Below are 22,187 nucleotides of genomic sequence, written 5' to 3'. Positions count from 1 at the left end.
CACTTTCGGCGGAAAAATCAGGTGACGGTGGGCATCCCGCCATCAGCCGAATAGTCGACCGACACCCGCAGCAGGGTTGGAACGGCGACGTCAGCCGCCGCCTGCAGCGCAGGAGCAAGTTTGCGGTGGCTTTCAATATCGTGGTAGACCCAGCCAAAGGATCGGGCCAGTGACTCCCAATCGGGGTTACCGAAGGAAAACTCGCGCGCACCTGGCTGTTTTTCGTCGATCAGACCATAGCCGTTGTCTTCCCAGAGCAGAACGGTAACGGGCACGCACAACCGGGCCGCCGTCTCCATCTCCTGAACGTTCATCAAGAAGTCCCCATCACCGCAAACGGCAATCACCCGACCCTCGTCCAACAGACGGGCCGCCTCGATCGCTCCGGGCAGCGCAAGGCCCATACCGACCAGACCGTTCGGAATGATGATTTGCCCCGCTCGGCGTGCTTGAACCTTGCTGGCGACCCAAAGTTTGTGCAGGCCCACGCCAGACAACAGAACGTCGCTTTCGCGAAGCGTTTCGGAAATCGCCTGACAAATGTCCGACGGCGCGACGCAGGCGGCATCGGTAGCTGTTGATCCACCTTCCAGCGAGGCGTCAATCCTCCGCTGGAGACCTTTGAACCAGCTTTGCGCGGGACTTTCGGCCGTGGCCTTCGCCAGAACGTCGATGCAGTGCGGAAGATCCCCAGTCAGAGCGGCCTTTACCGGCCAGTCCACATCAACAGTCGAGGCCACGTCCGAGATCTCGAGAACCGGCTTCTTACCGCCCGTCGAAATGTTCGAGGGTGGATATTCAACCGGGTCAAACCCGATGGCAATGATCAGGTCGCACAGGTCGAAGGCTTCTGATGCCAATTCTTTGCCCGGCTGACCGATCGAATGCAGCGAGAGCGGGTGTCCCGGAGGCAGAACGCCTTTGGCCATGAACGTCGTGACGACCGGGGCCGAAAGGCTTTCCGCAAGTTCCCGAACGTCGCTTGCGGTGCCGGATCGGATGACCCCGTGCCCTGCAAGAATCAAGGGCTTTTTCGCCTCGGCCAGCAGGCGCGCGGAACGGATGACCGCATCGGCCACCGGTCGCACCTCGGCTGGCGGCGGCGCCACGAAAGGTTCGGCCAGACTCGGGACCTCTGCCAGATCCTCGGGCAGAGAAAGATGGACGGCTCCGGGTTTGTCGAGCTTGCTCAACCGCACGGCCTCGGCAACGACTTGGGGGATTTCATCCGCGACCATCAGCGTTCGGCTCAACTTGGTGACTGGCTTGAAGAGCGCTTCGAGATCGATGATCTGATGACTTTCGCGGCCCAGCCTGGACCGCGCACCCTGCCCCGTGAGGGCGATCAGCGGCACATGGTCAAGCGTAGCGTCAGCCACACCGGTGACAAGGTTGGTCGCCCCAGGCCCAAGTGTCGAGAGGCATACTGCCGGGTTCCCCGTCAATCGACCGTGAACCGATGCCATGAACGCCGCCGACTGCTCGTGCCGGCACAGGACGAAGTTGATGCTCGACTTGTCGATTGCGGAGATCAGATCGGTTGTTTCCTCACCCGGAACACCGAATGCACAGGTCACGCCGTTGGCTTCCAAGCAGGCAACCAGCAATTCGGCGGCGGTTTGGGTATGGATGGCATCTTTCATAGGGCTTTGAACCTCGGGGTACTGTTTCAGGGATTGCGGATGCGCGGGGGCTTACCCACGGATCAGTCGCAAGATCAGCGAACCGATGAACAGGACCAGAAAGATCACGAAAAGGATCTGCGCGATACCGGCCGAGGCCGACGCGATGCCGCCAAACCCGAAGATGCCAGCAACGATAGCAAGTGCGAAAAAGATCAGCGCCCAGGACAACATGGGATTTCCTTTCATTTCTGTGGCTACTGACGGGTCAACGCTTGGAACCCCAGATTGGTTCCGGGTCATTTTGGTGGAACCTTTGGCGAGCGCCTGCGTTGGGTTGATGAAAGGAGATCTGACATGACACAGAAAACGGCGAAAAAGGCCCCTCAGGACACTCCGCATGTGGAGATGGCGGCGCGGATCGACGAAGTGGCCAAGGAGGCCAAATCAGCCTTGGAAGATGGCGTAACCGCAACGCGCGACACGTTGAAAACGGCGCGCGACGAGGCGCAAAAGCAGCTGACACAGACATCCGAGAAAAGTGCCGCATTTGTGCGCGAGAACCCGGGTATGGCTATGGTCGGAGCGTTGGGCGCGGGTGTCCTGCTGGGCCTCGCGTTGCGCAAGGCGGAACGTGGTTAGAACACGCGGTACACCGCGACCGATATGGGTATCGAGTACCTTTTGCCGGCCATGCTCGGCTTGGGTTTGGCCGGACTACTGATCTGGTTCTTCATCAGGAATCGTTGACACCGCTACTCGTCACTGCCACGCCAACCAATCCGCCATCCCAAAGACCCAAAGCGCCTCAACCGCGCTTTGGGTCTTCTTCTATTTCGGGTTTGATCTGGGCGTAGGCCAGCATCGTGAAGACAGCGGTTCCGCCGATGATGTTGCCGGCGAGAACGGGCAGGAAAAAGCTGAAAACGGCTGTGCCTACTGGCAACTGCCCCTGAAGCATCAGAACCGCCATTTCCACCGAACCGGCAACGACGTGGGTAAAGTCGCCGGCCGCAATCATCCAAGTGAAGATTACGATGACCAGCACCTCGTTGTTCTGTGCCGAAGGCAGCATCCAAACGATCGCCGCAATCAGGATCCCCGCCGGTATTCCGCGCAGAAAGCCAACCCAGGCGCCCATGCCGGTGGCGTGGTGGCTCAGGTCGTTGATGACCGCGACGAGTTGGGGCGACAACACCGGCGTATGGATCAGGAAGGCAGATATCGCAAACGCCCCCAGCACATTGGCACCCAGAACGATTGCCCACAGCCTCGCGGTTTTGGTGAAGCACGCGACGGACGGATTTATCATGGCTGGAACGACGGTCGTAATCGTGTTCTCGGTGAATAGCTGCATCCGCCCCAGGATGACCAAGACAAAGCCGAGGGAATAACCCAGGTTCTCGATCAGAAAGCGCCCGCTGGTTTCGGGCAGATGTGCCCGCAATATCGCTTCGCCCAGCACCGAAAAGCTGATCAGCACTCCAGCGGCAATCCCGGACCAGAACAACGCTTTGGTCGGGCGGTCCAGCTCCTCCTCACCGTTTTGGCGGATGGTCTCGAATATCTGGCGCGGAGACAGCCCGGACGCTTCTTCGACCGCTTCGCGCTCACTCTCTTTCTCGACAAGATCGTCTCGCGGCGCGTTGTGTGTATTGGACATTTTGACCCCTTGTATCGACCTTCAAACCCAACGTTCTGCCGGTCGTTTTGGTTCCATCAGGCGCAAAAAATCCTCAAGCCTCGTGCGAGAACTGGGATCACACCCAGATCTTTGTCGGGAACTTTTAGCCAACTATCGCGTTGTGTCCGTGTAGGAACAACGACACGTAATTCGAAAGGAACTTCGGTATGGTGGAAGTATATGGCATTGGCGGTCTGATCGTCCTGGTTTTGTCGATCTGGGCCATTATCTCGATCATCGGTTCGTCTGCGACAACCGGTGCGAAAATTCTGTGGGTCCTTTTCGTTTTGTTGCTTCCGGTCATCGGGTTCATCTGCTGGCTGATCTTTGGCCCGAAGGCAGCGCGCAGCGCGATCTGATCAGCGCGGAAATTGTCGGTACAAAAAAGCGCGGCATCGGCCGCGCTTTTTTTGAGTCAATTGTATAGATGGTGAAATGGGCCTTGTGTCAGTTCACCCAGGATCAACGCCGATTTTCAAGCCGTTCCCACTGAAATCAATGGCTGCGATCTTGCGGGCAAGATCTGCGGCAGTAAAAGGCCGTATCAGTGCCACACATTCAAATTGCGCTTGCACCTCGGGGGACGGGTCCAACAGCAACAGTGCACTGCCGCGCTCGGCCAACAGCCGCGCGACGGCGTCAAATGACGTCTCACTTCTGCGATAGCTCAGAACGCTCAAGGCCGGGGCGAATTTGGGATCCTGCCAGAAATGCCCGCCCGCGTGCAGCTCGCGGATATGGACAATGCGATCGGTTGGAACTGCGGGGATGGCGTCACTGATGTCCGCTGCTTCGATAAAGTTTTCCGTAACAATCAAAACATCTGCTACGCTGCGGGAAGAGGCTTCCATAAATACCATCCTGAAATCTGTTCGATGCCACCCTAGGGCAATCCCGCAGCGCCGCAATAAACTATGACACAGCAACGAAAAAATTCTCTGATCGCATGTGCGGACTGTCCGCTGAGGCAGATGGACGTCTTCCTGCCGTTTTCGGAAGACGACCTGCGATTCATGCAGGGTTTCAAAACCGGCGAGATGCAGGCCGAACCCGGAACACAACTGTTCATCGAGGGCGCGAAATCCGCGCATCTGTTCACGGTCCTGAGCGGGATGGGCGTTCGCTACAAAACGCTGGAAAACGGTCGTAGGCAGGTCATAGGCTTTGTGCTTCCAGGCGATCTCGTCGGGCTGCAGGCTGGCGTCATGGGCGAGATGCGGCACTCGGTCGAAGCGACAACCGCGATGCGGCTGTGCGTTTTCAATCGCTCGCGGCTGTTCGAGTTATATCAGAACCAGCCTGATCGCGCCTTTGACCTGACATTCCTGGCCGCCGTCGAAGAGCATTTTCTGGGCGACGCTCTGACAACCGTCGGCCAGCGCGGCGCGATCGAGAAGATCGCGTGGAGCCTGCACCGCTTCTACACAAGGTCGCAGGCTGCCGGATTGGCCAAAGGCTTGCAGTGTCCGCTGCCCTACCGGCAGCAGGATCTTGCGGATGCGTTGGGCTTGTCGCTGGTTCACACGAACAAGACCCTGCGCCGGCTGAAGGATCTCGGTCTGGCCGAGTGGTCCAACAATGTGCTGCAGATTAACGATCTTGAGGGTCTGGCCGAGCTTGGCTTGGTCGAAATCACCGAAGCCGTTCCGCGCCCGCTGATCTAAACGTGGCGGATGGACAGGAACTAAAGAACCGCCGACCGAAAAATCGGCCGGCGGCTTGATCACATGCTTTGCGACTGAGGAGCCGTTTTACGACCCTTCGTAGGCCGGCATACCCTTCAGCATCTCTTTGTCAGCGTGAACGAAGGCATAGGTGTTGTCACCATTGACTTCACGCATCAGCGACACGCGCGAGAAATCGATCAGAACATCCTTTTCCCCCAGGCCGAGGAACCCGCCGACGCCGATCACGGCCCCTTCGACCGATCCGTCCATGTCGACGACGACCTCTTCGATCTCGCCGATCCACTCTTGCGAGACGTCATAGACGCGCATGCCGGTCAGATCTTCGGCCGGGATGGTGCCTTGGGCAACGGGGACATAACCTTCGATGTCGATGGTGGTGGGATCGACCGCATCAGCCATCTGTCCGGCTTTTTCGCTGATGTACTGACCGGTTGCTTCGGCTGCCTGGTCGACGTCTTCCGCCGTGTTCTGCGCAGCGTTCTTGATGTCCTGCGCGGTATTCGACAGCGCATCACCGGCTGCCTCGGCTGCCTCTTCCAGGTTCTTGCCGACTTCTTCGACATTCGAGCTTTCTGCATAGGCCGATGCCGACATCACCAGAACGATCGAAGTTGTGGTCAGAAAACGTTTCATAGCTCACTCCTTTGGTCTGTTCTGACCGCGTTTCCCGCGGTCTTGTTGAACAAACGAATGACGCCGAGACTTGTTCCCAGAAAAATGCAAAAATATTTGTTTTAAAAAGAAAAAAACGCGCATCTGCGCGGTATGACAAGCCGTGGCCAGACCCTCAGACCGGGTGCAGCGGATCGGAAGGTCTGGACAGAACCATGTAGTGTTCATCGTCGGGAATATTGCGTAACTCAGCGAACGGAAAACTCAGGATATCTGGTCGCCCGTCGATCAAGAGAAACCGCAGAGCCTTGGTGTTTGGGTCGAGCTCAATATCCATAAACCTTCCCAACTCACCAGTCGCGTCAAACACGGGGTTGCCCTGCAACTTCGCAAACCATCGGAAGTTGCTTCCGGGTGGCCTGGGCTGGGGGCGTTGGCGGAGAGCGTCATTCAGGATCGCCCCCATCACAACCGGCGCAATCGCGTTGCCGAACGGCCCTACGACCAGGGGCGGCAGGCCTTTGATGTCTACTGCGAGGGGGTCTTCGCCCCCTTCGCGCTGTCGAAGGTGATTCACTTGGTGATGGGATAACGCGCACACTACCTCGCTTGCACCAAGTTTGAGCGTATCGGCGGTGAAAGCCACCGGGTCATTCCCTCCGGCCACGCTCAGATTGACTAAGACGTACTCCAACTCGGTCTGCCCAGCGCGAATGGCGATATCGGAAATGCGACCAATTGCGTGGTCGGTTCCAGCTGGGACAACGGGCGTGTTGATGAGGGTAGACAGTTTCATGGCGCTCGTGATTACCTGTTGGGGTCGATCTTGAGAGTCTGTGGGGCGCCATTGACTTTATGCCGCCCAGCGCGATGTGCGCATCCACCTTCGGGCTACATGTCCTTGATCAGGCGATCCACGATTTCCCGAACGTCTTCTTTCGAATCTCCGTATTTCTTTTGGATGATGCCTTCCAGTTGCTCGCGATCGCCGCGGGCTTGCTCGATCTCATCATCGGTCAAATCGCCGAAACGCTCGATCAGCTTGCCTTTGAATTCGGTCCAGCGTCCAAGAATTTGGTCCCAGTTCATCGTAAATTCCTTTCGATTGCTTCGTCGCTGTCAGTGAAACGCGCCAAACGCGAGCTGGTTCCGGGCGGCGGCGTTTTTTCTGCAACTGACACCGTGCAAGGGTGATCTGACGGTATCCGAACTGGGTCCACCGTGGCGTTCGAACTGGTCTTGGGAACAATTTCGCCTTCTATGCGTTGGAGGACCGAGACCTCAACACAGGAGATCGAACCATGCCACGTCGAACCGAGACCACGGAGAAGGCAAAAGCCCATGCCCAGGATCTGGCCGACAAGGTCAAGGACACCGTGACCGCCGAGGCCTCGGCCCGGGTCGAATCACTGAAGCACAGCGCAGCGCAGGAGGTTGAGAGCGCCGCTCATGCAGCCGACGCAGCTGCCGATGCATTTCCCGACCGATCGGTGCAGCATCAGGTCTTGTCGAGGATTGCGGACAACATGGAGGCTGTGGCTGGGCAGGTCCGCTCTGCCGATTTGGCCAGTATGAGCCGAAAGGTGTCTGATTTCGCCCGCGAAAACCCTCTATTGTTCGTCGGATCGGCTGCCCTGGCCGGGTTTGCCGCGGCCCGTTTCCTTAGCGCGCGCAATACGGGCGCGGCCCAATCCGCATCTTTTGGTGCAGATCCTTGGGATATTGATCCGTCGCTGCTGCATGGGACCTCGGTCGATACCTCGGGCCACACCAGCGCGTTGGCGCGAATGAATGGTGGCCGCGATGCATAACCCCAACGATCTGCGATCTGCACCGGGGCTTTTGGCAAACGCGCTCAAACATCTGTCGGGTTTGCTTCAGGCTGAGGTAAAGCTTGCCAAGGAGGAGTTGTCCCGAAACCTGACGCGAGCGGGCTTAGGGCTGGCCTGCCTTGGCGTTGCTCTGATCCTTTTGATGATCGCACTGAACCTCATGGCGACATCCCTGGTCGCGTATATCGCCGCCAATGGTTTTTCGGTGGGTATGGCCTCGTTGCTCGTTGGCGCGGGCTTAGCACTGGTTGCTGGGTGCCTGGCGCTTTTTGGCCGGTCCCGCTTGTCCGCCACCGCGCTGGTCCCCGAGCAAGCCATGAAAAACCTGCAGCGCGACATCGAAGCGATGAAGGAGTCGACCCATGTCTGACCTGACACCTCTTGAAACGCAGATCGCATACGAACGCAGCGCTCTTGCACGCTCGCTGAATGCTCTGTCGGATACGCTGGCACCGCCGCGCCTGGCAGACGAGGCGAAATCGACGCTCGAAGCCTATGGCGGGCAGATCGGTGCGCAACTCTGGTCCGCGGCTCAAAAAAACCCGGCCGCCTTTGCTCTGCTCGGTGCAGGAGCAGCCCTTTTGGTTGCGGGTCCAGGGTCTGGCTCAAAAAGCACCCAATCCCCGCGCCAGGCCGTACCTCCGCAGCAGGCCTTCGACGGCTTTGATCGGCGTGTCGCCGACGCCGACAGCCGCATGAAACAGGAGATGACCGGAATGACTGAACACAGCCAATCTGCCAGCGTGCTGTCCGCCGCCTTGGATCGTGGTCTGGACAAGCTCTCACCCCAGGCCCGTGCCCGTGTGATCGAAGCGCGCAAGGCCGCAATCGGTGCGCAGCAAGCGGTCGAGAAGCGTGCGCGGAAGGCGACGAAGGCCTCGCAGACCTTCGTCCATGATCAGCCGCTGGCGGCCGGCGCATTGGCGCTGGGCGTAGGTATTCTGGCTGGTGCTCTGCTGCCCAACACTCGCAAGGAGGACGAGCTGCTGGGCCATCGGCGCGATCAGCTGATGCGTCACGCCCAAAAGGTTTTGAACGAAGAACTGGACAGGCTGCGTGCCGCGGCCGATGCACGGCTGGATGACGCGGCTGATCGGGCCTCTGACGCTTTGCGCAGTCAGTGAAGCGCGCCCATGCCAACTGTCTTCAGCTCTCCATCGGCCTTGCGTGCAATGCTGGCGATCCTGACCGGGATCGCCATCATCACCGCTTTGTACCTGGCCCGGTCCATCGTCGCTCCGATCACCTTTGCGTTGGTTTTGGGGGTCGTGGTCGCCCCGCTTGCCGACAAGCTTGAAAAAGTCGGTTGCCCACGTGTGATATCCGCCTCGGCACTGTTGTTCGTGACCAGCACCGTCATTGTCGCGGCGTTCCTTCTGCTCGAACCATTGCTGTCCACGCTGGTCGAACAGTTGCCTGCCATCAAACGCGAGTTGCGCTCTTGGGTCGCCGCGATGTCCGAATTCATTCGGGGTATCGAAACGCTTGGACGCGAGATCGAGGAAACCGTCGGGGCCGATGGGGCAGCGGAAACGGAATCCGCCCTTCCGTCGGTGATGGATGCCTTGTGGCTGGCGCCCAACTTCGGATCAAAGATCCTGATTTTCATCGGCACGCTGTTCTTTTTCGTTTTGACCCGGCCCGATCTCTATGCCGCAGCCGGTCCCCTGAAAGCGCGGCTGTATCTGGCTGACCGCGCGGTCTATCGCTATTTCGCTGCCGTGACGTTGGTCAATATCGGCCTCGGGACGGTAACGGCTGTGGCCTTGGGGCTGATCGGCATCAATGACGCCGTGGTCTGGGGAGTGGCCGCCGGCCTTCTGAATTTTGTGCTGTATCTCGGCCCGCTGATGATCCTGACCGGCCTTCTGATCGCCGGTTTAACCCAGTTCGGTGGAGCCGCGGCCCTGTTGCCCCCCCTGGTTTTCCTGGCGATCAATCTTTCTGAAGCACAATTCGTAACACCCGCCTTCGTCGGCCAACGTCTGCAGGTGAACCCGTTGGTCGTGTTCATCGCCATCATCTTTGGGCTTTGGCTGTGGGGGCCGGTCGGCGCCATCGTCGCACTCCCGATCCTGCTGTGGTTCGGCGTGTTGATGAACCCCAAGGTCATGAGCCCGGTCGCGCCCACCTAAACGATGTTTTCAGTTACCCCCGGAAGCGGTTGCCGCATGTCGCGCGCAACGTCGGCGTCATGCGGGACCAGGAAGCCGCTGCGCGCTTCGGGGCGCCGCACGCCGTTGGCCTGTACCTCTCGCCCCCACCACGCGAACATGGCATCGGGCTCGATCGGTTTGCTCAGATCATCCGAGAACCACCAATGGTCCACCAGGGCCTGCCGCAGAACCGCGACCCGCTGCCGGTCGGTGACCCGAAGGGCGACTTCTGTGTCCCACCGCAAAGACCGTCCGTTCAGGTTGGCGGACCCGACCAAAGCATGATGGTCATCCACCACCAGAACTTTGTTGTGAACGTGAATGATCGGAGACCCGCTCAGAACTTCAGCGCTGGCATCGGCCCCACTGGCCGAAATCGGTTGGACCGGGGTCGACACCGAAACCCGGTCTTGGAACCCCTGCTGAATGATCTCCAGGCATTTGGCCTGCAGGTCCAACCCGTATTGCGCGTCCAATCCGTCATGGCCGCCAAAGGCCACTTCCTCGGGCAAGGCTGGTAAAACAAGTACCAGTTTCAGATCCTGCTTGGAATGGCCCGCCTCAGCCAAGGCCTCGGCCAGCCGGGTTGATCTGAAATACTGGGTCTCGATGTGCAGAAGTTGCCGCGCGGCTTGAAAGGCGGCTATGTGCTCATCCTCGATCTCATGCGCGATGGTCTTTGGCGACAGCCGCCAGAATGCAAACCGGCGCGGGCTGGACAGGGTGCGGCGCAGGTGGGTTGCCTGTGGGGCCGTTTGTCCGGTTGCGATTTCATGTTCGAACCGGTCGATATGGCGCGCGGCCTCGGCGGCCTCGGGTCCGCGGACCAGCAATTGAACGTCTGACCAGGTGTTTTTGGCCAGACGATCGTGATCCGGTGTGTCAAAGCGCCTTTCGTTCAAGTCCAATCCGCCGAGGTAGCAGATCTCATTGTCGATCACGGCGACTTTCTGATGGTGCGACACGGTGTGAAGCCGGGGTAACGTGTCCGACCCCAGCCGTACTGCCTGCCGTTCGCGTCGTTCGCGGGACAGCTCCTGAATCCGCTGCGCCTTTTTCCGAAGAACCGCCGGCAACAGCGCGGCCCACGGCAATGCGCCAGCCTGTGCCGGGTGCATGGACACGCGAACGGTCAAGCGCGAGGCGATCTCTGGACCCAGGATTTCCGCCAGCGCAACCGCCTGCCGTTTCGTGCGCCAGCTCAGCTCGTGCAACTCGGTCGCGAAGATCGGATCGAAATCGCTGATGACCAATTGAAACGAGACACCCTTGCGAATGACATGCTCGATCAGGTCAAACCAGGTATCGCCGATCTGGCGCGCCTCGTCGCTGCGCAGCCGTGTCATGAAATCGAATATCCGAAAACTTGCCTTGATCTGGTGCCGGGCCTCAAGAACCGCTTTTTCCAAGGCGGGCCAGGCTTGCTCGGCCGTAATCAGGACCTCAAAGTCATTCTGCTGCGGCACGGGCATCACCGCCTCTCTCATCCGCAATGGACTGAGGTTCGCTATCGCCTTCTACTTCGGAGATTTCGAAGGTCACCTCATACACATAATGCGATGACGTCTCGGTTATGGTTTCGGAACCGTCCAATTGGCGGAGGAAGGCCTGCATCAGCCGTTGACCGATCCCGCCGCTGTGGAATAGATCTGCACCGTCGTCCGACTGCCCGCGCGTGTTGGAGATTTTCAGGTGCAGGGTGCTCTCGTCGGGTCGGGTCAATTCCACCGAAATTGTCGGCGGTCCGTTCTGCGTAACGCCTACGTATTTGACCGCGTTCGTCAGTGCCTCGGCCACCAGCATCGACAGCGTGACTGCCTGATCCTGCCCCAGTTCGACAGGCGCGATCCGGCAGTCAACCTCGACCACCTGACCCAGAATTGGCGGTCGATGCGCCAGTTCGGCCACCAAATGCCCGATGAGAGCCTCGGTGTTGATCGTCGTCATCTGCGAGTTCTGGTTCAAGGTCTGGTGCACCATGGCCAGGCCGCGAACCCGACGCTGCAACTGTTCCAGCAAGCGCCGGGCCTCGGGGGTTTCGGCCTTGCGCAAGTGCATGTTCATGATCGAAGCGATCAGTTGCAGGTTGTTTTTGACGCGATGGTGCACCTCGCGCAACAACAGCGTTTTTTCGACAAGATCGCGTTCGTGCTGCGCCTCAGCCTCGCGGATCAACAAGACCATGCGGTTGAATGCAGTCTGGATTTGCTGGAACTCCTGCGGCGCGCCTGCAAGGCTTTCAATCGGGTCGCGCTCACCCAATGCAAAGCGACGAACGGCAGAACGCAAGCTGTCGAGATGTCGGATCACCAATCGATGCAGGCCCCACAGGGCAACTCCCAGTCCGGTCACCCACATCAGGATGGGAAACGCAATGGTCAGGGCCGTACTGCCCGCACCGACAGAGGCCAGCGCCGCCTCGCGCGGCCAACTGCCGATCACGGCAACTTCGCCCGGAATGATGCTGGCAACTGCAAAAACCCGATCCTCGCCGCCGACCGTCTTGGCGGAAAAGGTCTTGCCGGAACTGGACAGGACCAACAGATTTTCCCGCGCGGGCGGCAGGAATTTCTGGACCTCATCCAAGCCCACATTTGACGACAGCACTTCTCCGGTCGCATCGAACAGGGCGATGACAACGTCGCTCCCAATATTACCGACATCCAAGGGTGTCCGCGCCAGCGCATGCGGTATCGAGATGGAGACGAACCCCACAAGCTCGGTCCTGTTCAGGACCGGCTGGGTCACGATGATCACCGATTGCCCTGTCACCGCGCCGGCACGATTGACAGAAAACGTAAGCTGCGGATTTTCCGAGATCTGCCCGAAACCGGGCGCGTTCGACAAATCGATGGTCCTTTCGACGGTCGAGCAAGCCATGCCCCCGTTTGGCTGGATGAATCCAGCAAATACAAACTCGGGCTGGCGTTCGACGAACCGGCGCATGAGGTCCGAACAAGCGGAATTATCCGGGCTTCCCTCTGCAAGCGCGGCAGTCAGACCCGAACTTGCACCAACGGCTTTCTGCAGAAGCTCCCGTTCCCGGCTGGCTGCCTCAATCGTGCGCGCCAGCACCGAAGCCCGCGATCTTTCGTCGGCCTCGGCAATAACAGCGCGTGTCTGCAATACCGCAATCAGCCCCAAAGGCAGAAGCGCCAGGGTGACCAGCGCGGCAAGATAAACGGTCAGGCTGCGCGGCTTCGCATCCATCGATCGTCATGCCGCCGGTTGCGTCTGAACGATTGCCGCCGTTACCGCGTCAGTCAATTCGATGGGTTCGTCATCTTCCAAATCCATCAGCTCGGCCAGTTGCGCGCGGGCACGGTTCACCCGGCTTTTGATCGTTCCAAGAGCGACGCCGCACATCTCGGCTGCTTCCTCATAGGAAAACCCTTGTGCACCGACCAGCACCAAGGCTTCGCGCTGTTCATCCGTCAGTTGGCCAAATGCAACAGCAAAATCCTTTAACGCCAACCGCCCGTCATGGTCGGGCTTTTGCGACAGGCTTTCGGCCATCGCGCCATCCACATCCTCGACCTCACGTTTGCGCTTGCGGTGCAGCGAAAAATAGGTGTTCCGAACGATGGTGAACAACCACGCCCGCATGTTGGTGCCTTCCTGAAACGAGTCGATATTGCTCCATGCCTTTATCAATGCGTCCTGTACGATGTCATCGGCCGTGGCCCCGTTTCGGCACAGGCTGATCGCAAAGGCACGCATCGCGCCAATATGTTCGACAAGCTCTTCTCGGGAATCAACCATCCGAGCCTCCCGTGTCACCGCTTTTGGGGACACTGGTCTGATTGCGAAGTTTTTCAAGAAGATCGACGAACCGATCCGGAACCGGTTCGTTGGCTACCTCATCGAAAGCCCGCTTGAGGTTCTCGTCGATCCTTTGCTCTATTTCTTGCCGATGGCTTCGGCTGGGCTGTGGTTTTGTCATGGCATCATCAAAAATTTTTACTTTTGCTGGAACCATAACGCCCCAGTATGCGTTTGGTTCCCGAGTTTAGAGAAAAAAATGAGGAAAACATAGATGACCGAGCTGACCGGAGTTTCCGTCGCAGATCAAATTGGCCCGCTCTTGCCGTTTCTGCGCCGTTATGCCCGTGCCCTCACCGGCTCACAGGACAGTGGCGACGCCTACGCCGCAGCATCGCTTGAGGCGATCCTTGCAGATCCCGCCCAGTTCGATGCCGATCTCGCGCCGCGGGTCGCGCTGTTTCGTGTGTTTCATAGCATCTGGTCAACATCGGGAATGCCCGTTGACGCAGATGGCCACAGCTCTGACATCCAAACGCGCGCCCACGCCCAGTTGGCACGCCTGACGCCCAATACGCGCGAGGCCTTGCTGCTGCGCACGGTCGAAGAGTTCTCGGTCAGCGATATCGCCGCAATCATGCAGATAGAACCCGCCGAGGCTCAGAAGCTGATCGATATCGCCTACGAGGAAATGGCCCGCCACACTTCTGGGCGCATTTTGATCATCGAAGACGAGGCAATCATCGCGATGGATCTTGAAACTATGGTGACGGACCTGGGCCACCGGGTCACAGGGGTCGCACGCACCGAGACGGCCGCCATCGAACTGGCCGAGCGCGAGCCGTTCGACCTGATCCTGTCGGACATCCAACTGGCGGACAAATCCAGTGGAATCGATGCAGTGAACCGCATCATTGCCCAGCACGGCGATTGTCCCGTCATTTTCATTACCGCATTCCCCGAGCGCCTTCTGACGGGCAAAGGGCCCGAACCGGCCTTTTTGATTTCCAAACCCTACACCGAAGAACAGGTCAAATCGGCCGTCAGCCAGGCCATGTTCTTTGCCTCTAGCGCCGTGATCGAGGTCTGACGCGGCAGGGCCGCGCTGCAAGACACGAAAACTCAGGCGATGAGACACGACGAGGAACACCATGGAAAACGAGATTGCACAGACCGCAGAGACCGTGACGAACACCGTTTGGGCCGAACTGTCGCAAGTTCTGAATACCGAGCTGTATGACGGGAAATCGCTGAGCGACCTGTTGACGCTCGAGGCCCTTCTTGGCCTCGTCGCGAACACGATAGCCGCGCTGATCCTTCTGGTTCTCGGGCTTGTGATTTCAAGATATGTCAGCCGGAAGATCCGGGGCGTCGGTGAAAAATCGGAACGCCTGGACGATACGTTGTTCAACTTTCTTGGCAATCTGGCGCGCTATACGATCCTGGCGTTTACCGGGCTGTTCATTCTGAACACGTTCGGGGTGCAGACGACGTCGATCATTGCGCTGATCGGTGCCGCCGGTTTGGCCATTGGTCTTGCGTTGCAAGGCACATTGTCCAACGTTGCAGCCGGCGTGATGATCATCCTGTTCAGGCCGCTCAAGATCGGCGATTTCGTCGACGTGAATGGCGTGCTCGGAACCGTTAAAGACATCACTCTGAACTACACCGAAATTGCCGATATGGGAAACGTCAAGGTTATCGTTCCCAACGCCGAGGTGTGGGGAAACACCATCAAGAACTATTCCGTCTACGAGACCCGTCGTGCCGAGTGGACGTTCGGCGTTGGATACGGCGTCAACTTGGCGGAGGCCGAGCGCGTCATTCGCGAGACGATCATGTCGGACGCCCGTTCGTTGGCTGACCCCGAACCGTTCATCCAGGTGAACAATCTTGGCAGCAGCAGCGTCGATTTTCTTGTCCGCGTGTGGTGCAAGTCTTCGGACTACTTCCAATACCAGGCGGACATGAAGCGCAAAGTCAAAGAGGCGTTGGACGAAGCGGATATCAATATTCCGTTTCCGACCCGCACTCTGTTGATTGAAGGCGAAAAGACTCAGCGAGAAAAAGCGATCGCGGCAGAGTAACCTTGACTGTTGACCCCAGGTGCCTGAAGCCAGCACTCTTCAGGCAAAATTAGGGGTTTGAGCAACGGAGGTGCGGTCATCGGGCTGAGTCGCCAAAATGATTGCCGCGACTGAAACGCCAAAATGAGTTGGCCTGATCCTCCCCCAATGAAGTGGTCCGCCATTATGCTTGGGAAAACCGAAGATCAGCATGGCAACGAAGAGACACAAGCCAGAGGAGATTGTCACGAATAGTAATCCTTGGGCTAGAACCTGAGCGGCAGTACCTGTCTTGGTAGGCCCAGAGCTGGTCAATATGATCCTAATCAGTCTTTTCACGCTCAGACTCCGGCTGGCTCGAAGCTCAAACATGCAATTAAGTCCACTTGGCATCCCAGGGCAGGCAAACGGTCGTGCCAACCTTCTTACCTATCTCGATGCCTGTCTGGTCGAAGCGACGCATGAACTCAGCGCCCGACTCGTCTTGTCTCCGTTGCAAAGTGACAGTTTCCTCTGAATCCGAAACGCTCACTATGGCACGATGAACGTCCTCTTTTAGATTGGGGGGCCAGCCGTTTTCGGTCGAAATTGGGTTCCCGTGCTTGTCAAAGAACTCGCCCTGAGTGACGACGACTTTGAACTGGTTTCCTGCGTCCTTTTCCAGTTTTTCCACCCTGCTACGAACACTCATTTTGAAGCCTCCAAAGCTGCTATTCGTTTCTCTAGTTCCGTCGTTTCCAGAACCCGCCTGTATTGCTCAATAAGCCCCATGACCGTCGCTCCCTCCAAAGGTGTCACGTCACCCTGAGAAACGGCTTGTAGCACCGCTTGTGCGGCTTCTGAGGCGTCGGATGCGGATTTGATGGGGGGAAGGTCGAAATTGACCGGTGCGTCCTTTCTGGTGGGTGCTATCCGCTCTAGACAAAGCCGCAGGGCCGTGCTGTCACCCTCAAGCGCCAACTCAACCGCTTTTTGCGTGATTGCCTCCGATTGCCCCTCAAGCAGTTCCTCTACTGCCCGAGTGACCCGGTTTCGGGTTCCTCTGGGCTTGCCGGGATTGCCAGTCGCAAAAGTGCCATCCGGGTTTCGTTCGTCCGTATTGGTTCCGTTTTTTCGGTCGGGTTCATCCGTCATTACTTATGCCTCGTTTGTTGGACTGTTGGTCCAGAAGGTGTCTGTTTCCCCCAGACCCCCTGGTAGATTAAGGATGTCTTAAAAACTGCGACGGGGGACTTGCCGAAATCGGGCGTTTTCGTCGCAAATATTGATACGGCCCGTCGCATTTATTGCGTCGCCTCCGTCATTCTCGTCGCAAAATCTACGACGGTCTCGTCGCAGTTTTTAAGACAGGGTTTTGTTTTTCCGCCCTTGCCAGTCGGATTGTGAACTGGAGCTTTTACGACCGGGAAATCTGCCCCTTCAGACCACTGCTTGTATAATCTGCGACCTGCCTCCCCGTGTGCGGTCGGCAGCGAAATTTCGGTCAGTTCAAACAGCGGAGATGATGCGACGCCACTGGTGCCGAGTTTGGGCGGACGCGTCACGGCGATGAAGCCCTTCGCCTGTAATTCACGAAACCCTTTGGCGGCTGTGTTGTACGACACGCCTAACCGGTCAGCGGCTTGTCTGACGCTCAAGCAAATTCTGCCGTTGTTATTGTTGGCCGCTCCGTGCCATTCCAGCCTAAGCCATGGATACAAGGCCTGCGCGGTGGAAGAGAGGGCCCGCCAAGCGGGCTCCTCCATCATGTTGCGAACAAGCTTGGTCCAATGCTCGACGCGCTTTTCGTTTCTCTTGTCGCGCCCCATCTAAGCAACCTCCGCCTTGCTAAGCGCGTCTATGAATTCCGGTAGCAACTCCGCCTTGAAGGCGACGCCTTGCTTGCCCGGTAGCATCTCTCCGTCTTTTGAGGTGAAGAACACGCGGATATTGATGAGGTCATGCCCCTGAAAGTCATTCCGGCTGACACGGTATTCCTCGTGGCTGTTCTTGGGGATCTGGGTGATGAGGGCCATTAGCGGCCCTCCCCGTAGTACAGCGTTGCGACGATGCGTGCAGCAGAGTCCGAGAGGCCATGCTTGCGACGAAATGTGTGGATCTGAAGGTCGCGGGTTTTCATGCCGCTAACTCCTGACCGCCAATACGTGTCACGCTGTCCAAAAGGTTGTAAACGCCAAACCGGCTGCGTCCGGCCTTTGGGTCATTGTCGAACCATATCGTCTTAATGTTTGGGCCCTGCTCATCTCGTAGACCCATGACGAAGTGGCTCAAACTGCAGGGCGATGCGCAGTGAACCGGGCCGTCAATCAACGAATCCAGCATGCGGCGCTTTTTCTTACTTACCCAGATGTTGCGGGTTTCACTTGACTCACCGGTTACCCGGTACTCAGCCGGTTCGGTGTCTGGCGAAAGGTCACGCCATGCGGTAACCCACAATGCGTTTCTTACGAGTAGTTCGGGTGTTTTGGTATTCATGCTCAATTCCTCAAGCTTGCGCTTTAGGTCAGAACACGTTACATTTCTTGCAGTCATAGCCACCGACTTACAAACGAAATGCCGCGTGCCCATGTTTGACCCATGGTGCGCGGGTTTCGTTTTAAGCAGCGACCTCTTTTGATTTCTCGTCAAACCAGCGGTCTAACTCGTTGTATTCCAAACGAGTTGCGCCACCGATTTTGACAAACTTAAGAGCCCCCTTCTTCATCTCTGCATACAGTGTTGCGCGGGACATGCCGGTGTAGGCAACTGCGCCAATGATATCCGTGGCGCGCGGCCTAACGGTGATTTGAGTAGTGCTATCCATCCTGCTCACCTCTGTGTTGCTTCGATGCACACAGGGTGTCAGGCTCTATTCGCGCCGAAAATACCGCCGAATTCGCGCCAATCGCGCCGTTTACTAATATGGATAAATTTTCGCGCGATTTACCCGCGTTTGGACTTTACTCCCGGCCTTGAGCCATCATCGGGCTTGTAGGCATCCCACAATTGGCGCTCTTTGTCCCTAGTGATACCATGAGCCTTTCGCCATTCTTCACGTTGTTTCTGAGTTGGTTTTCGACCAGGGAAGCTATCAAGTAATGTGTTGTAAGCTGCGTCTCTTTCAGCAGTGGTTGCGAACCGCTTGGCGGGCTTAGGAGATAGGTTCTTGAGTGCAACTCGGATCCTGTCTGCCTCAATGTCCGATACGATAATCTGCTGCCCTTCAAAGGGTTCCAACTTCTGTGCAAAATCTAGGGAAATTTGGTGCCCTGTCAGATTGGCCGTATCAAGGCGAAATAGAATAGCGACACCAACAAACAACTCAGGTTCCATGCCTTTTGCCGCGTCTCGAATCTTGGCGAGTGAGACCACACCGGAGCCTGCATCAATGAACGCAAACTCCATCCGTTCGCCCCATTGGATCATGCTTAACAAGTCTAGAGAAACCTGTACCGGCTGTTCACCGGGACTGTAAATCGCCACCGATCCAACTTGACCAATCTGGTTGGCGAAATCATCCCAACTGACGTTAGCACTGCGGTATTCTGAGGCAATCTCATAGAGAGACACATATCCGATTGGGTTAAACATTTTGCCGCCCCTCAAGCTCAATCACATCCGCGCTTTCCTGCGTCACTAACTCGGCCCATTTATCCAGCGCCACGGCGCGCTCCGCCAGCAATTCGGCCTGATTGTAAACACGGGCAACAGCACTGGCCTTTGATGCAGTGGCCGCGTGGTTCAACACCCGGTCAACCACAGATTCAGGTATCCCACGTTCGGCCATGTGCGTTGCAAATGCCGTCCTGAAATCGTGTAGCCGCCACGGCTCAAACTCATCGCCAAGCAATTTATCAAGCCGGGTTTTCATTTTGCTCCACCCAGATATTGGGGTGCGGCCCGTTGTGGTGAATAGGAAGTCTGATGCGGCTGGGGTCTTACCGGATTTTTTGCTTTTCTTGGCCTCTGCCTTAGCTTGCTCTTGGCGAGCTAGGACCTTTTCAATCTCAGCCATTGCCGAGGCCGATAAGTGGGTGATGTGTCCTCGGTCGTTCTTTTCCTGCGAAATAGCCTTCCTGAACCGCGACTTTGCAAGTTCCAATTCACTTTTGCGCAGGTTATTGATTGAGGTGCGGCGCTGAACAGTCAGCAATAGAAGGCGAACAGGTGGCCCCCAAAGGTCGCCAAGCTCATAGGTCAATTTCCATATTGCCCGTATCTCATCTAGGCTAAGCACTCGATCCCGAATTTGCTCTTCGGTGGCGCGTTCCAGCCGGTCGCCCACATCCTCGCTCAGATACTCACGACGCCACGCCCAGCGCGTGAAGTGCTTCAAAGCCGCCCTTATCCGGTTCGCCATGAACATCTTGCCCTCTTTGGCCTTATCATCAATCGGCTTTTGAAGGCTGGCACGATTCAGGTCGCCGATAGGCTGGGCAAGGTGTTTGCGCAATGCGTCCTCAAGCTGGCGCTTTCTCTCACCCTGACGTTTAAGGGTGGAAAGGTGCAGTTCGTCATATACGTCCAAAACGTCTTGAAGGGTTTGGGCCGTTGCGGCGGCGCGCTCCTGATCTCTGCGGGCTTGCTGGGCTTCAAGTACTCGATCAAACCCACGTGCGGCCTCAGCCTCTATCTCAAGAGCCAGTGCCCGCGCCTCCCCCAGCCCAATCGCACCATCTTCGCGCTTTCCGGTCGCGGACCATGTGCAATAGGTTCCAAAGGTATGCTTCCGCTTCGCACCGCCCTTGACGCGCTTTTCGTACATCCAGACCGCACGGGCAGGGTAAACCCTCAACCGCAGACCGGAGCGTTTCGTGTCGGATATCTCATCCCGCCCAACAGCCGGGGGTTTGAGCTTCATCAGGAATGCGTTGGTAAGCTCTTTCTTCACGTAATGGCCTCTGGGGGACTTATGGGGGACAAATTTAGTTGGATTCTGCTGGACGACCACGGACTATTGTAGACGCCACTTACCTGGTGGGCAATAAGGATTTCGCCGGAAATGCCAGTAAAATATAGCATATTCTGGACACCCTCAGACGATTTTGGACAAGTGTAGATAGTGACGTAGGATACTGGTGCTTCTGACTTTTAATCAGTGGGTCGCAGGTTCGAATCCTGCACGGCTCACCACTTTTTTAAATAAAAATAACTACTTACACGGGGCCGTGCAGGGTGCGCTTCGTGACGTGCGGCCTGCCGGAAGCAATACGGAAGCACTGTGACAAAGATTGAAGTGTGCTTATTGGATCACAACGGTATAACGCGGCGGCAGCTCACTGACACGTGTGTACAATCTCCCGGACAAACTCAAGCGGGACTTGAGCAGGTCGGCCACCAAGCAGACCTTCGCTGCGGTTGCGACATCGAGCAGCTCGGATGGCAGCTATGCGCAGGAAGCGGGCTTTGCAGTGGGTCGCGAACGGCCCATAGTGGACGTCCAGTAGTAGTCTCCAATTTCGCAGCGCGGCTCTTCATTTGAAGCGCGGCGCGGTTATTGGCAGACAGACGCGGCATTGTTGCCAACACCGTCAATCTCAAACGCCCTCAATTTAGCTGGATGCAGCCTTTGGGACATGGGGATGACTAAACGGGACATTGTTAGCCCCAAAAGATTGCCAGATATCGCTCTGATGACAGTCTCCAACTGCCCGAGAAACGGCAATCCATTGGGTTTTAAGATGTCATTGTAGTTAAGGTAAGGCGAACATAGTGACGCAGATTGAGAAACGCAGTGCTCAATTCTCTTGCTAGCAATCTAGAGTTGTTGCAAGATTCCCCCAAAAATGAGCAGTGATTTATGAAAAAAGTACGTTTCGAGATCGCATTCGAAGGCGAAGTATTTAATGACGGTGAGATTGATGTGCGTGATCTTGCACCGACGCTTTTGTCTCTTGGGAATGTCGTCCAATCAGCCAATCAGGCGCTCAATGGCAACCGAGCTGACGCACGGCTAAAAGTTGCTGCAACTGCGGAGGGTTCATTTGTTGCGCAACTGGCCATGGATGTCAGTTGGATTGTCGATATGTTGGATGCCGTTGTAGCCCATCCTGATAGGATGGTTGCGGCAGACCAATTGATGGACCTTTTGATTAAAGGCGGCTCAATTGTAAGTGGTACGGCCGTCGGATTGTTTGGTGCCGTCAAAATTCTCCGAGGAAAGCGGCCTGACAAAGTTCAGAAAGTTGGCGACGGCACTACCCAGATAACTGTAAATCAAACGACATTCATCGTGGATGACAGGACTGTTGACCTGCTTCAGGATTTGCCTACGCGTGAAGCTCTGGAGGATTTGGGAAAAAAGGCAAGCAGTGTAGAAGGGTTGGAAGGGTTCCGCATCGGCACGGACGGCCCTAACGAAGAGGCTGTTCGGTTAGGGCAAAATGATTTTCGCGCGCTTCGTGTACCACCGGAAAATGAAGATCCGGAGGTGGAAATCACCCGTCGAGATGCTTGGCTGAAAATTGTGTCAGTGCATTTCCGAGATGGCTATAAATGGCGTTTCAGTGACGGTGGTGAACGCGCCTTCACTGCAGAAATGGAAGATACTAAATTTCAGAATGACGTTCAGGCCGGTAAAGTAGCCCTAAATGCAAATGACGCTATCCGTTGCAGACTTCGCGAAGAACAGTCTCTTACCGCCTCACATCTTATTAAAACATTGTACGTCGAGGAAGTTCTCGATTTTCGTACAGGAGCTCGGCAACTGAATCTTCTCTAGGTATAGAAAACTTAGGACGAAGCATGAGAATTGATGAAATCTCGCATTCAGTGCAAACTGGAAGA

At 57.0% G+C, this 22,187-nt stretch carries 29 protein-coding genes; 10 read left to right on the top strand and 19 right to left on the bottom strand.

Features of this window, described 5'->3' with window-relative positions:
• Window positions 1–17: 17 nt before the first annotated feature.
• Both GOW09_RS07125 and GOW09_RS07120 read right to left on the bottom strand, forming a co-directional pair.
• Window positions 18–1,643 carry an acetolactate synthase large subunit gene (locus GOW09_RS07125; protein WP_171116919.1) on the bottom strand — a complete coding sequence of 542 codons (1,626 nt, stop codon included), beginning with the start codon at window positions 1,641–1,643 and terminating at the stop codon, window positions 18–20.
• Window positions 1,644–1,694: 51 nt separating this feature from the next.
• Window positions 1,695–1,856, bottom strand: coding sequence for a DUF1328 domain-containing protein (locus GOW09_RS07120; protein ID WP_093961673.1), 162 nt, complete (start codon window positions 1,854–1,856; stop codon window positions 1,695–1,697).
• A gap of 123 nt (window positions 1,857–1,979) precedes the next feature.
• Here GOW09_RS07120 and GOW09_RS07115 point away from each other — a divergent pair, with 123 nt between their 5' ends.
• Entirely contained in the window at window positions 1,980–2,264 is a 285-nt protein-coding gene (locus GOW09_RS07115) for a hypothetical protein (protein ID WP_171116916.1), read from the top strand.
• Window positions 2,265–2,430: 166 nt separating this feature from the next.
• Here GOW09_RS07115 and GOW09_RS07110 read toward each other — a convergent pair whose 3' ends face one another.
• Window positions 2,431–3,285 (bottom strand): formate/nitrite transporter family protein, encoded by an 855-nt coding sequence (locus tag GOW09_RS07110; RefSeq protein WP_171116914.1) that lies wholly within the window; start codon window positions 3,283–3,285, stop codon window positions 2,431–2,433.
• A 188-nt stretch (window positions 3,286–3,473) separates the two neighbouring features.
• On the opposite strand from GOW09_RS07110, the gene GOW09_RS07105 reads away from it, so the two are divergent.
• Entirely contained in the window at window positions 3,474–3,665 is a 192-nt protein-coding gene (locus tag GOW09_RS07105; protein ID WP_093961670.1) for a PLD nuclease N-terminal domain-containing protein, read from the top strand.
• 93 nt (window positions 3,666–3,758) lie between these two features.
• On the opposite strand, the gene GOW09_RS07100 is transcribed toward GOW09_RS07105, so the two are convergent.
• Window positions 3,759–4,157 carry a hypothetical protein gene (locus GOW09_RS07100; protein ID WP_171116912.1) on the bottom strand — a complete coding sequence of 133 codons (399 nt, stop codon included), beginning with the start codon at window positions 4,155–4,157 and terminating at the stop codon, window positions 3,759–3,761.
• A 63-nt stretch (window positions 4,158–4,220) separates the two neighbouring features.
• Between GOW09_RS07100 and GOW09_RS07095 the strand changes: the two genes are divergently transcribed.
• Window positions 4,221–4,970, top strand: coding sequence for a Crp/Fnr family transcriptional regulator (locus GOW09_RS07095; protein WP_171116910.1), 750 nt, complete (start codon window positions 4,221–4,223; stop codon window positions 4,968–4,970).
• A gap of 87 nt (window positions 4,971–5,057) precedes the next feature.
• On the opposite strand, the gene GOW09_RS07090 is transcribed toward GOW09_RS07095, so the two are convergent.
• From GOW09_RS07090 to GOW09_RS07080, 3 genes are all read right to left on the bottom strand, one after another.
• On the bottom strand, window positions 5,058–5,627 hold the full coding sequence (locus GOW09_RS07090; protein ID WP_171116908.1) for a PRC-barrel domain-containing protein: 570 nt from the start codon (window positions 5,625–5,627) through the stop codon (window positions 5,058–5,060).
• 154 nt (window positions 5,628–5,781) lie between these two features.
• Complete coding sequence (locus GOW09_RS07085) at window positions 5,782–6,402, bottom strand: PRC-barrel domain-containing protein (RefSeq protein ID WP_171116906.1); 621 nt, start codon at window positions 6,400–6,402, stop codon at window positions 5,782–5,784.
• Between the two features lie 95 nt (window positions 6,403–6,497).
• Window positions 6,498–6,695, bottom strand: coding sequence for a CsbD family protein (locus tag GOW09_RS07080; protein ID WP_171116905.1), 198 nt, complete (start codon window positions 6,693–6,695; stop codon window positions 6,498–6,500).
• A gap of 212 nt (window positions 6,696–6,907) precedes the next feature.
• Between GOW09_RS07080 and GOW09_RS07075 the strand changes: the two genes are divergently transcribed.
• From GOW09_RS07075 to GOW09_RS07060, 4 genes are read left to right on the top strand one after another with little or no spacing between them, the layout of a single operon-like run.
• The gene (locus GOW09_RS07075; protein WP_171116903.1) at window positions 6,908–7,417 is read left to right on the top strand and encodes a hypothetical protein; all 510 of its coding nucleotides are present in this window, start codon (window positions 6,908–6,910) and stop codon (window positions 7,415–7,417) included.
• Complete coding sequence (locus tag GOW09_RS07070; RefSeq protein WP_171116901.1) at window positions 7,410–7,808, top strand: phage holin family protein; 399 nt, start codon at window positions 7,410–7,412, stop codon at window positions 7,806–7,808. Before GOW09_RS07075 ends, GOW09_RS07070 begins: the two co-directional genes overlap by 8 nt.
• Complete coding sequence (locus GOW09_RS07065; RefSeq protein ID WP_171116899.1) at window positions 7,801–8,562, top strand: DUF883 family protein; 762 nt, start codon at window positions 7,801–7,803, stop codon at window positions 8,560–8,562. Before GOW09_RS07070 ends, GOW09_RS07065 begins: the two co-directional genes overlap by 8 nt.
• Before the next feature lie 9 nt (window positions 8,563–8,571).
• Complete coding sequence (locus GOW09_RS07060) at window positions 8,572–9,573, top strand: AI-2E family transporter (protein ID WP_171116897.1); 1,002 nt, start codon at window positions 8,572–8,574, stop codon at window positions 9,571–9,573.
• Here GOW09_RS07060 and GOW09_RS07055 read toward each other — a convergent pair.
• Genes GOW09_RS07055 through GOW09_RS07040 form a run of 4 tightly spaced genes read right to left on the bottom strand, consistent with a single transcriptional unit; the run spans window position 9,570 to window position 13,537 of the window.
• The gene (locus GOW09_RS07055; protein WP_171116895.1) at window positions 9,570–11,066 is read right to left on the bottom strand and encodes a phospholipase D family protein; all 1,497 of its coding nucleotides are present in this window, start codon (window positions 11,064–11,066) and stop codon (window positions 9,570–9,572) included. The genes GOW09_RS07060 and GOW09_RS07055 overlap by 4 nt on opposite strands.
• A complete protein-coding gene (locus GOW09_RS07050; RefSeq protein WP_171116893.1) occupies window positions 11,044–12,804 on the bottom strand; it encodes a sensor histidine kinase in 1,761 nt (586 codons plus the stop codon). The genes GOW09_RS07055 and GOW09_RS07050 overlap by 23 nt, the downstream gene beginning before the upstream one ends.
• Before the next feature lie 6 nt (window positions 12,805–12,810).
• The gene (locus GOW09_RS07045) at window positions 12,811–13,356 is read right to left on the bottom strand and encodes an RNA polymerase sigma factor (RefSeq protein WP_171116891.1); all 546 of its coding nucleotides are present in this window, start codon (window positions 13,354–13,356) and stop codon (window positions 12,811–12,813) included.
• Window positions 13,349–13,537 (bottom strand): NepR family anti-sigma factor, encoded by a 189-nt coding sequence (locus tag GOW09_RS07040; RefSeq protein WP_170452416.1) that lies wholly within the window; start codon window positions 13,535–13,537, stop codon window positions 13,349–13,351. Before GOW09_RS07040 ends, GOW09_RS07045 begins: the two co-directional genes overlap by 8 nt.
• A gap of 93 nt (window positions 13,538–13,630) precedes the next feature.
• On the opposite strand from GOW09_RS07040, the gene GOW09_RS07035 reads away from it, so the two are divergent.
• Window positions 13,631–14,446 (top strand): response regulator, encoded by an 816-nt coding sequence (locus tag GOW09_RS07035; protein WP_171116889.1) that lies wholly within the window; start codon window positions 13,631–13,633, stop codon window positions 14,444–14,446.
• Between the two features lie 61 nt (window positions 14,447–14,507).
• Window positions 14,508–15,443, top strand: coding sequence for a mechanosensitive ion channel family protein (locus tag GOW09_RS07030; protein WP_171116887.1), 936 nt, complete (start codon window positions 14,508–14,510; stop codon window positions 15,441–15,443).
• 355 nt (window positions 15,444–15,798) lie between these two features.
• Here the strand turns inward: GOW09_RS07030 and GOW09_RS07025 are convergent, their stop codons facing one another.
• The 8 genes from GOW09_RS07025 to GOW09_RS06990 form a co-directional block, all read right to left on the bottom strand.
• Complete coding sequence (locus GOW09_RS07025; RefSeq protein WP_171116885.1) at window positions 15,799–16,113, bottom strand: hypothetical protein; 315 nt, start codon at window positions 16,111–16,113, stop codon at window positions 15,799–15,801.
• A complete protein-coding gene (locus GOW09_RS07020; protein ID WP_171116883.1) occupies window positions 16,110–16,556 on the bottom strand; it encodes a DUF5681 domain-containing protein in 447 nt (148 codons plus the stop codon). The genes GOW09_RS07025 and GOW09_RS07020 overlap by 4 nt, the downstream gene beginning before the upstream one ends.
• 149 nt (window positions 16,557–16,705) lie before the next feature.
• Window positions 16,706–17,230 carry a hypothetical protein gene (locus tag GOW09_RS07015; RefSeq protein ID WP_171116881.1) on the bottom strand — a complete coding sequence of 175 codons (525 nt, stop codon included), beginning with the start codon at window positions 17,228–17,230 and terminating at the stop codon, window positions 16,706–16,708.
• Window positions 17,231–17,437, bottom strand: a complete 207-nt coding sequence (locus GOW09_RS07010; RefSeq protein WP_171116879.1) for a transcriptional coactivator p15/PC4 family protein — start codon at window positions 17,435–17,437, stop codon at window positions 17,231–17,233. It lies immediately after the preceding gene.
• Between the two features lie 100 nt (window positions 17,438–17,537).
• A complete protein-coding gene (locus GOW09_RS07005; RefSeq protein WP_171116877.1) occupies window positions 17,538–17,897 on the bottom strand; it encodes a hypothetical protein in 360 nt (119 codons plus the stop codon).
• Between the two features lie 121 nt (window positions 17,898–18,018).
• Window positions 18,019–18,225 (bottom strand): helix-turn-helix domain-containing protein, encoded by a 207-nt coding sequence (locus GOW09_RS07000; RefSeq protein ID WP_171116875.1) that lies wholly within the window; start codon window positions 18,223–18,225, stop codon window positions 18,019–18,021.
• A gap of 119 nt (window positions 18,226–18,344) precedes the next feature.
• Window positions 18,345–18,992 carry a hypothetical protein gene (locus tag GOW09_RS06995; RefSeq protein WP_171116873.1) on the bottom strand — a complete coding sequence of 216 codons (648 nt, stop codon included), beginning with the start codon at window positions 18,990–18,992 and terminating at the stop codon, window positions 18,345–18,347.
• Window positions 18,985–20,292, bottom strand: a complete 1,308-nt coding sequence (locus GOW09_RS06990) for a tyrosine-type recombinase/integrase (protein ID WP_371808032.1) — start codon at window positions 20,290–20,292, stop codon at window positions 18,985–18,987. The genes GOW09_RS06995 and GOW09_RS06990 overlap by 8 nt, the downstream gene beginning before the upstream one ends.
• 909 nt (window positions 20,293–21,201) lie before the next feature.
• On the opposite strand from GOW09_RS06990, the gene GOW09_RS06985 reads away from it, so the two are divergent.
• Window positions 21,202–22,122, top strand: a complete 921-nt coding sequence (locus GOW09_RS06985) for a hypothetical protein (protein WP_171116869.1) — start codon at window positions 21,202–21,204, stop codon at window positions 22,120–22,122.
• Window positions 22,123–22,187 lie beyond the last annotated feature (65 nt).

Origin of the sequence: Ruegeria sp. HKCCA5463, from assembly GCF_013034175.1 — a bacterium.
In the GTDB taxonomy this organism is placed as follows: Bacteria; Pseudomonadota; Alphaproteobacteria; order Rhodobacterales; family Rhodobacteraceae; genus Ruegeria.
This window is presented reverse-complemented; position numbering and strand designations above follow the sequence as displayed.

Bases quoted from the DNA above. Each gene is read 5' to 3' on its own strand.
- GOW09_RS07050 (WP_171116893.1), bottom strand. From the start codon at position 12,804: ATGGATGCGAAGCCGCGCAGCCTGACCGTTTATCTTGCCGCGCTGGTC.
- GOW09_RS07025 (WP_171116885.1), bottom strand. From the start codon at position 16,113: ATGAGTGTTCGTAGCAGGGTGGAAAAACTGGAAAAGGACGCAGGAAAC.
- GOW09_RS07060 (WP_171116897.1), top strand. From the start codon at position 8,572: ATGCCAACTGTCTTCAGCTCTCCATCGGCCTTGCGTGCAATGCTGGCG.
- GOW09_RS07090 (WP_171116908.1), bottom strand. From the start codon at position 5,627: ATGAAACGTTTTCTGACCACAACTTCGATCGTTCTGGTGATGTCGGCA.
- GOW09_RS07015 (WP_171116881.1), bottom strand. From the start codon at position 17,230: ATGGGGCGCGACAAGAGAAACGAAAAGCGCGTCGAGCATTGGACCAAG.
- GOW09_RS07105 (WP_093961670.1), top strand. From the start codon at position 3,474: ATGGTGGAAGTATATGGCATTGGCGGTCTGATCGTCCTGGTTTTGTCG.
- GOW09_RS07120 (WP_093961673.1), bottom strand. From the start codon at position 1,856: ATGTTGTCCTGGGCGCTGATCTTTTTCGCACTTGCTATCGTTGCTGGC.
- GOW09_RS07125 (WP_171116919.1), bottom strand. From the start codon at position 1,643: ATGAAAGATGCCATCCATACCCAAACCGCCGCCGAATTGCTGGTTGCC.
- GOW09_RS06995 (WP_171116873.1), bottom strand. From the start codon at position 18,992: ATGTTTAACCCAATCGGATATGTGTCTCTCTATGAGATTGCCTCAGAA.
- GOW09_RS07080 (WP_171116905.1), bottom strand. From the start codon at position 6,695: ATGAACTGGGACCAAATTCTTGGACGCTGGACCGAATTCAAAGGCAAG.
- GOW09_RS07065 (WP_171116899.1), top strand. From the start codon at position 7,801: ATGTCTGACCTGACACCTCTTGAAACGCAGATCGCATACGAACGCAGC.
- GOW09_RS07100 (WP_171116912.1), bottom strand. From the start codon at position 4,157: ATGGAAGCCTCTTCCCGCAGCGTAGCAGATGTTTTGATTGTTACGGAA.
- GOW09_RS07075 (WP_171116903.1), top strand. From the start codon at position 6,908: ATGCCACGTCGAACCGAGACCACGGAGAAGGCAAAAGCCCATGCCCAG.
- GOW09_RS07000 (WP_171116875.1), bottom strand. From the start codon at position 18,225: ATGGATAGCACTACTCAAATCACCGTTAGGCCGCGCGCCACGGATATC.
- GOW09_RS07045 (WP_171116891.1), bottom strand. From the start codon at position 13,356: ATGGTTGATTCCCGAGAAGAGCTTGTCGAACATATTGGCGCGATGCGT.
- GOW09_RS07085 (WP_171116906.1), bottom strand. From the start codon at position 6,402: ATGAAACTGTCTACCCTCATCAACACGCCCGTTGTCCCAGCTGGAACC.
- GOW09_RS07040 (WP_170452416.1), bottom strand. From the start codon at position 13,537: ATGACAAAACCACAGCCCAGCCGAAGCCATCGGCAAGAAATAGAGCAA.
- GOW09_RS07005 (WP_171116877.1), bottom strand. From the start codon at position 17,897: ATGAATACCAAAACACCCGAACTACTCGTAAGAAACGCATTGTGGGTT.
- GOW09_RS07020 (WP_171116883.1), bottom strand. From the start codon at position 16,556: ATGACGGATGAACCCGACCGAAAAAACGGAACCAATACGGACGAACGA.
- GOW09_RS07010 (WP_171116879.1), bottom strand. From the start codon at position 17,437: ATGGCCCTCATCACCCAGATCCCCAAGAACAGCCACGAGGAATACCGT.
- GOW09_RS07115 (WP_171116916.1), top strand. From the start codon at position 1,980: ATGACACAGAAAACGGCGAAAAAGGCCCCTCAGGACACTCCGCATGTG.
- GOW09_RS07030 (WP_171116887.1), top strand. From the start codon at position 14,508: ATGGAAAACGAGATTGCACAGACCGCAGAGACCGTGACGAACACCGTT.
- GOW09_RS06985 (WP_171116869.1), top strand. From the start codon at position 21,202: ATGAAAAAAGTACGTTTCGAGATCGCATTCGAAGGCGAAGTATTTAAT.
- GOW09_RS07070 (WP_171116901.1), top strand. From the start codon at position 7,410: ATGCATAACCCCAACGATCTGCGATCTGCACCGGGGCTTTTGGCAAAC.
- GOW09_RS07035 (WP_171116889.1), top strand. From the start codon at position 13,631: ATGACCGAGCTGACCGGAGTTTCCGTCGCAGATCAAATTGGCCCGCTC.
- GOW09_RS07110 (WP_171116914.1), bottom strand. From the start codon at position 3,285: ATGTCCAATACACACAACGCGCCGCGAGACGATCTTGTCGAGAAAGAG.
- GOW09_RS07055 (WP_171116895.1), bottom strand. From the start codon at position 11,066: ATGCCCGTGCCGCAGCAGAATGACTTTGAGGTCCTGATTACGGCCGAG.
- GOW09_RS07095 (WP_171116910.1), top strand. From the start codon at position 4,221: ATGACACAGCAACGAAAAAATTCTCTGATCGCATGTGCGGACTGTCCG.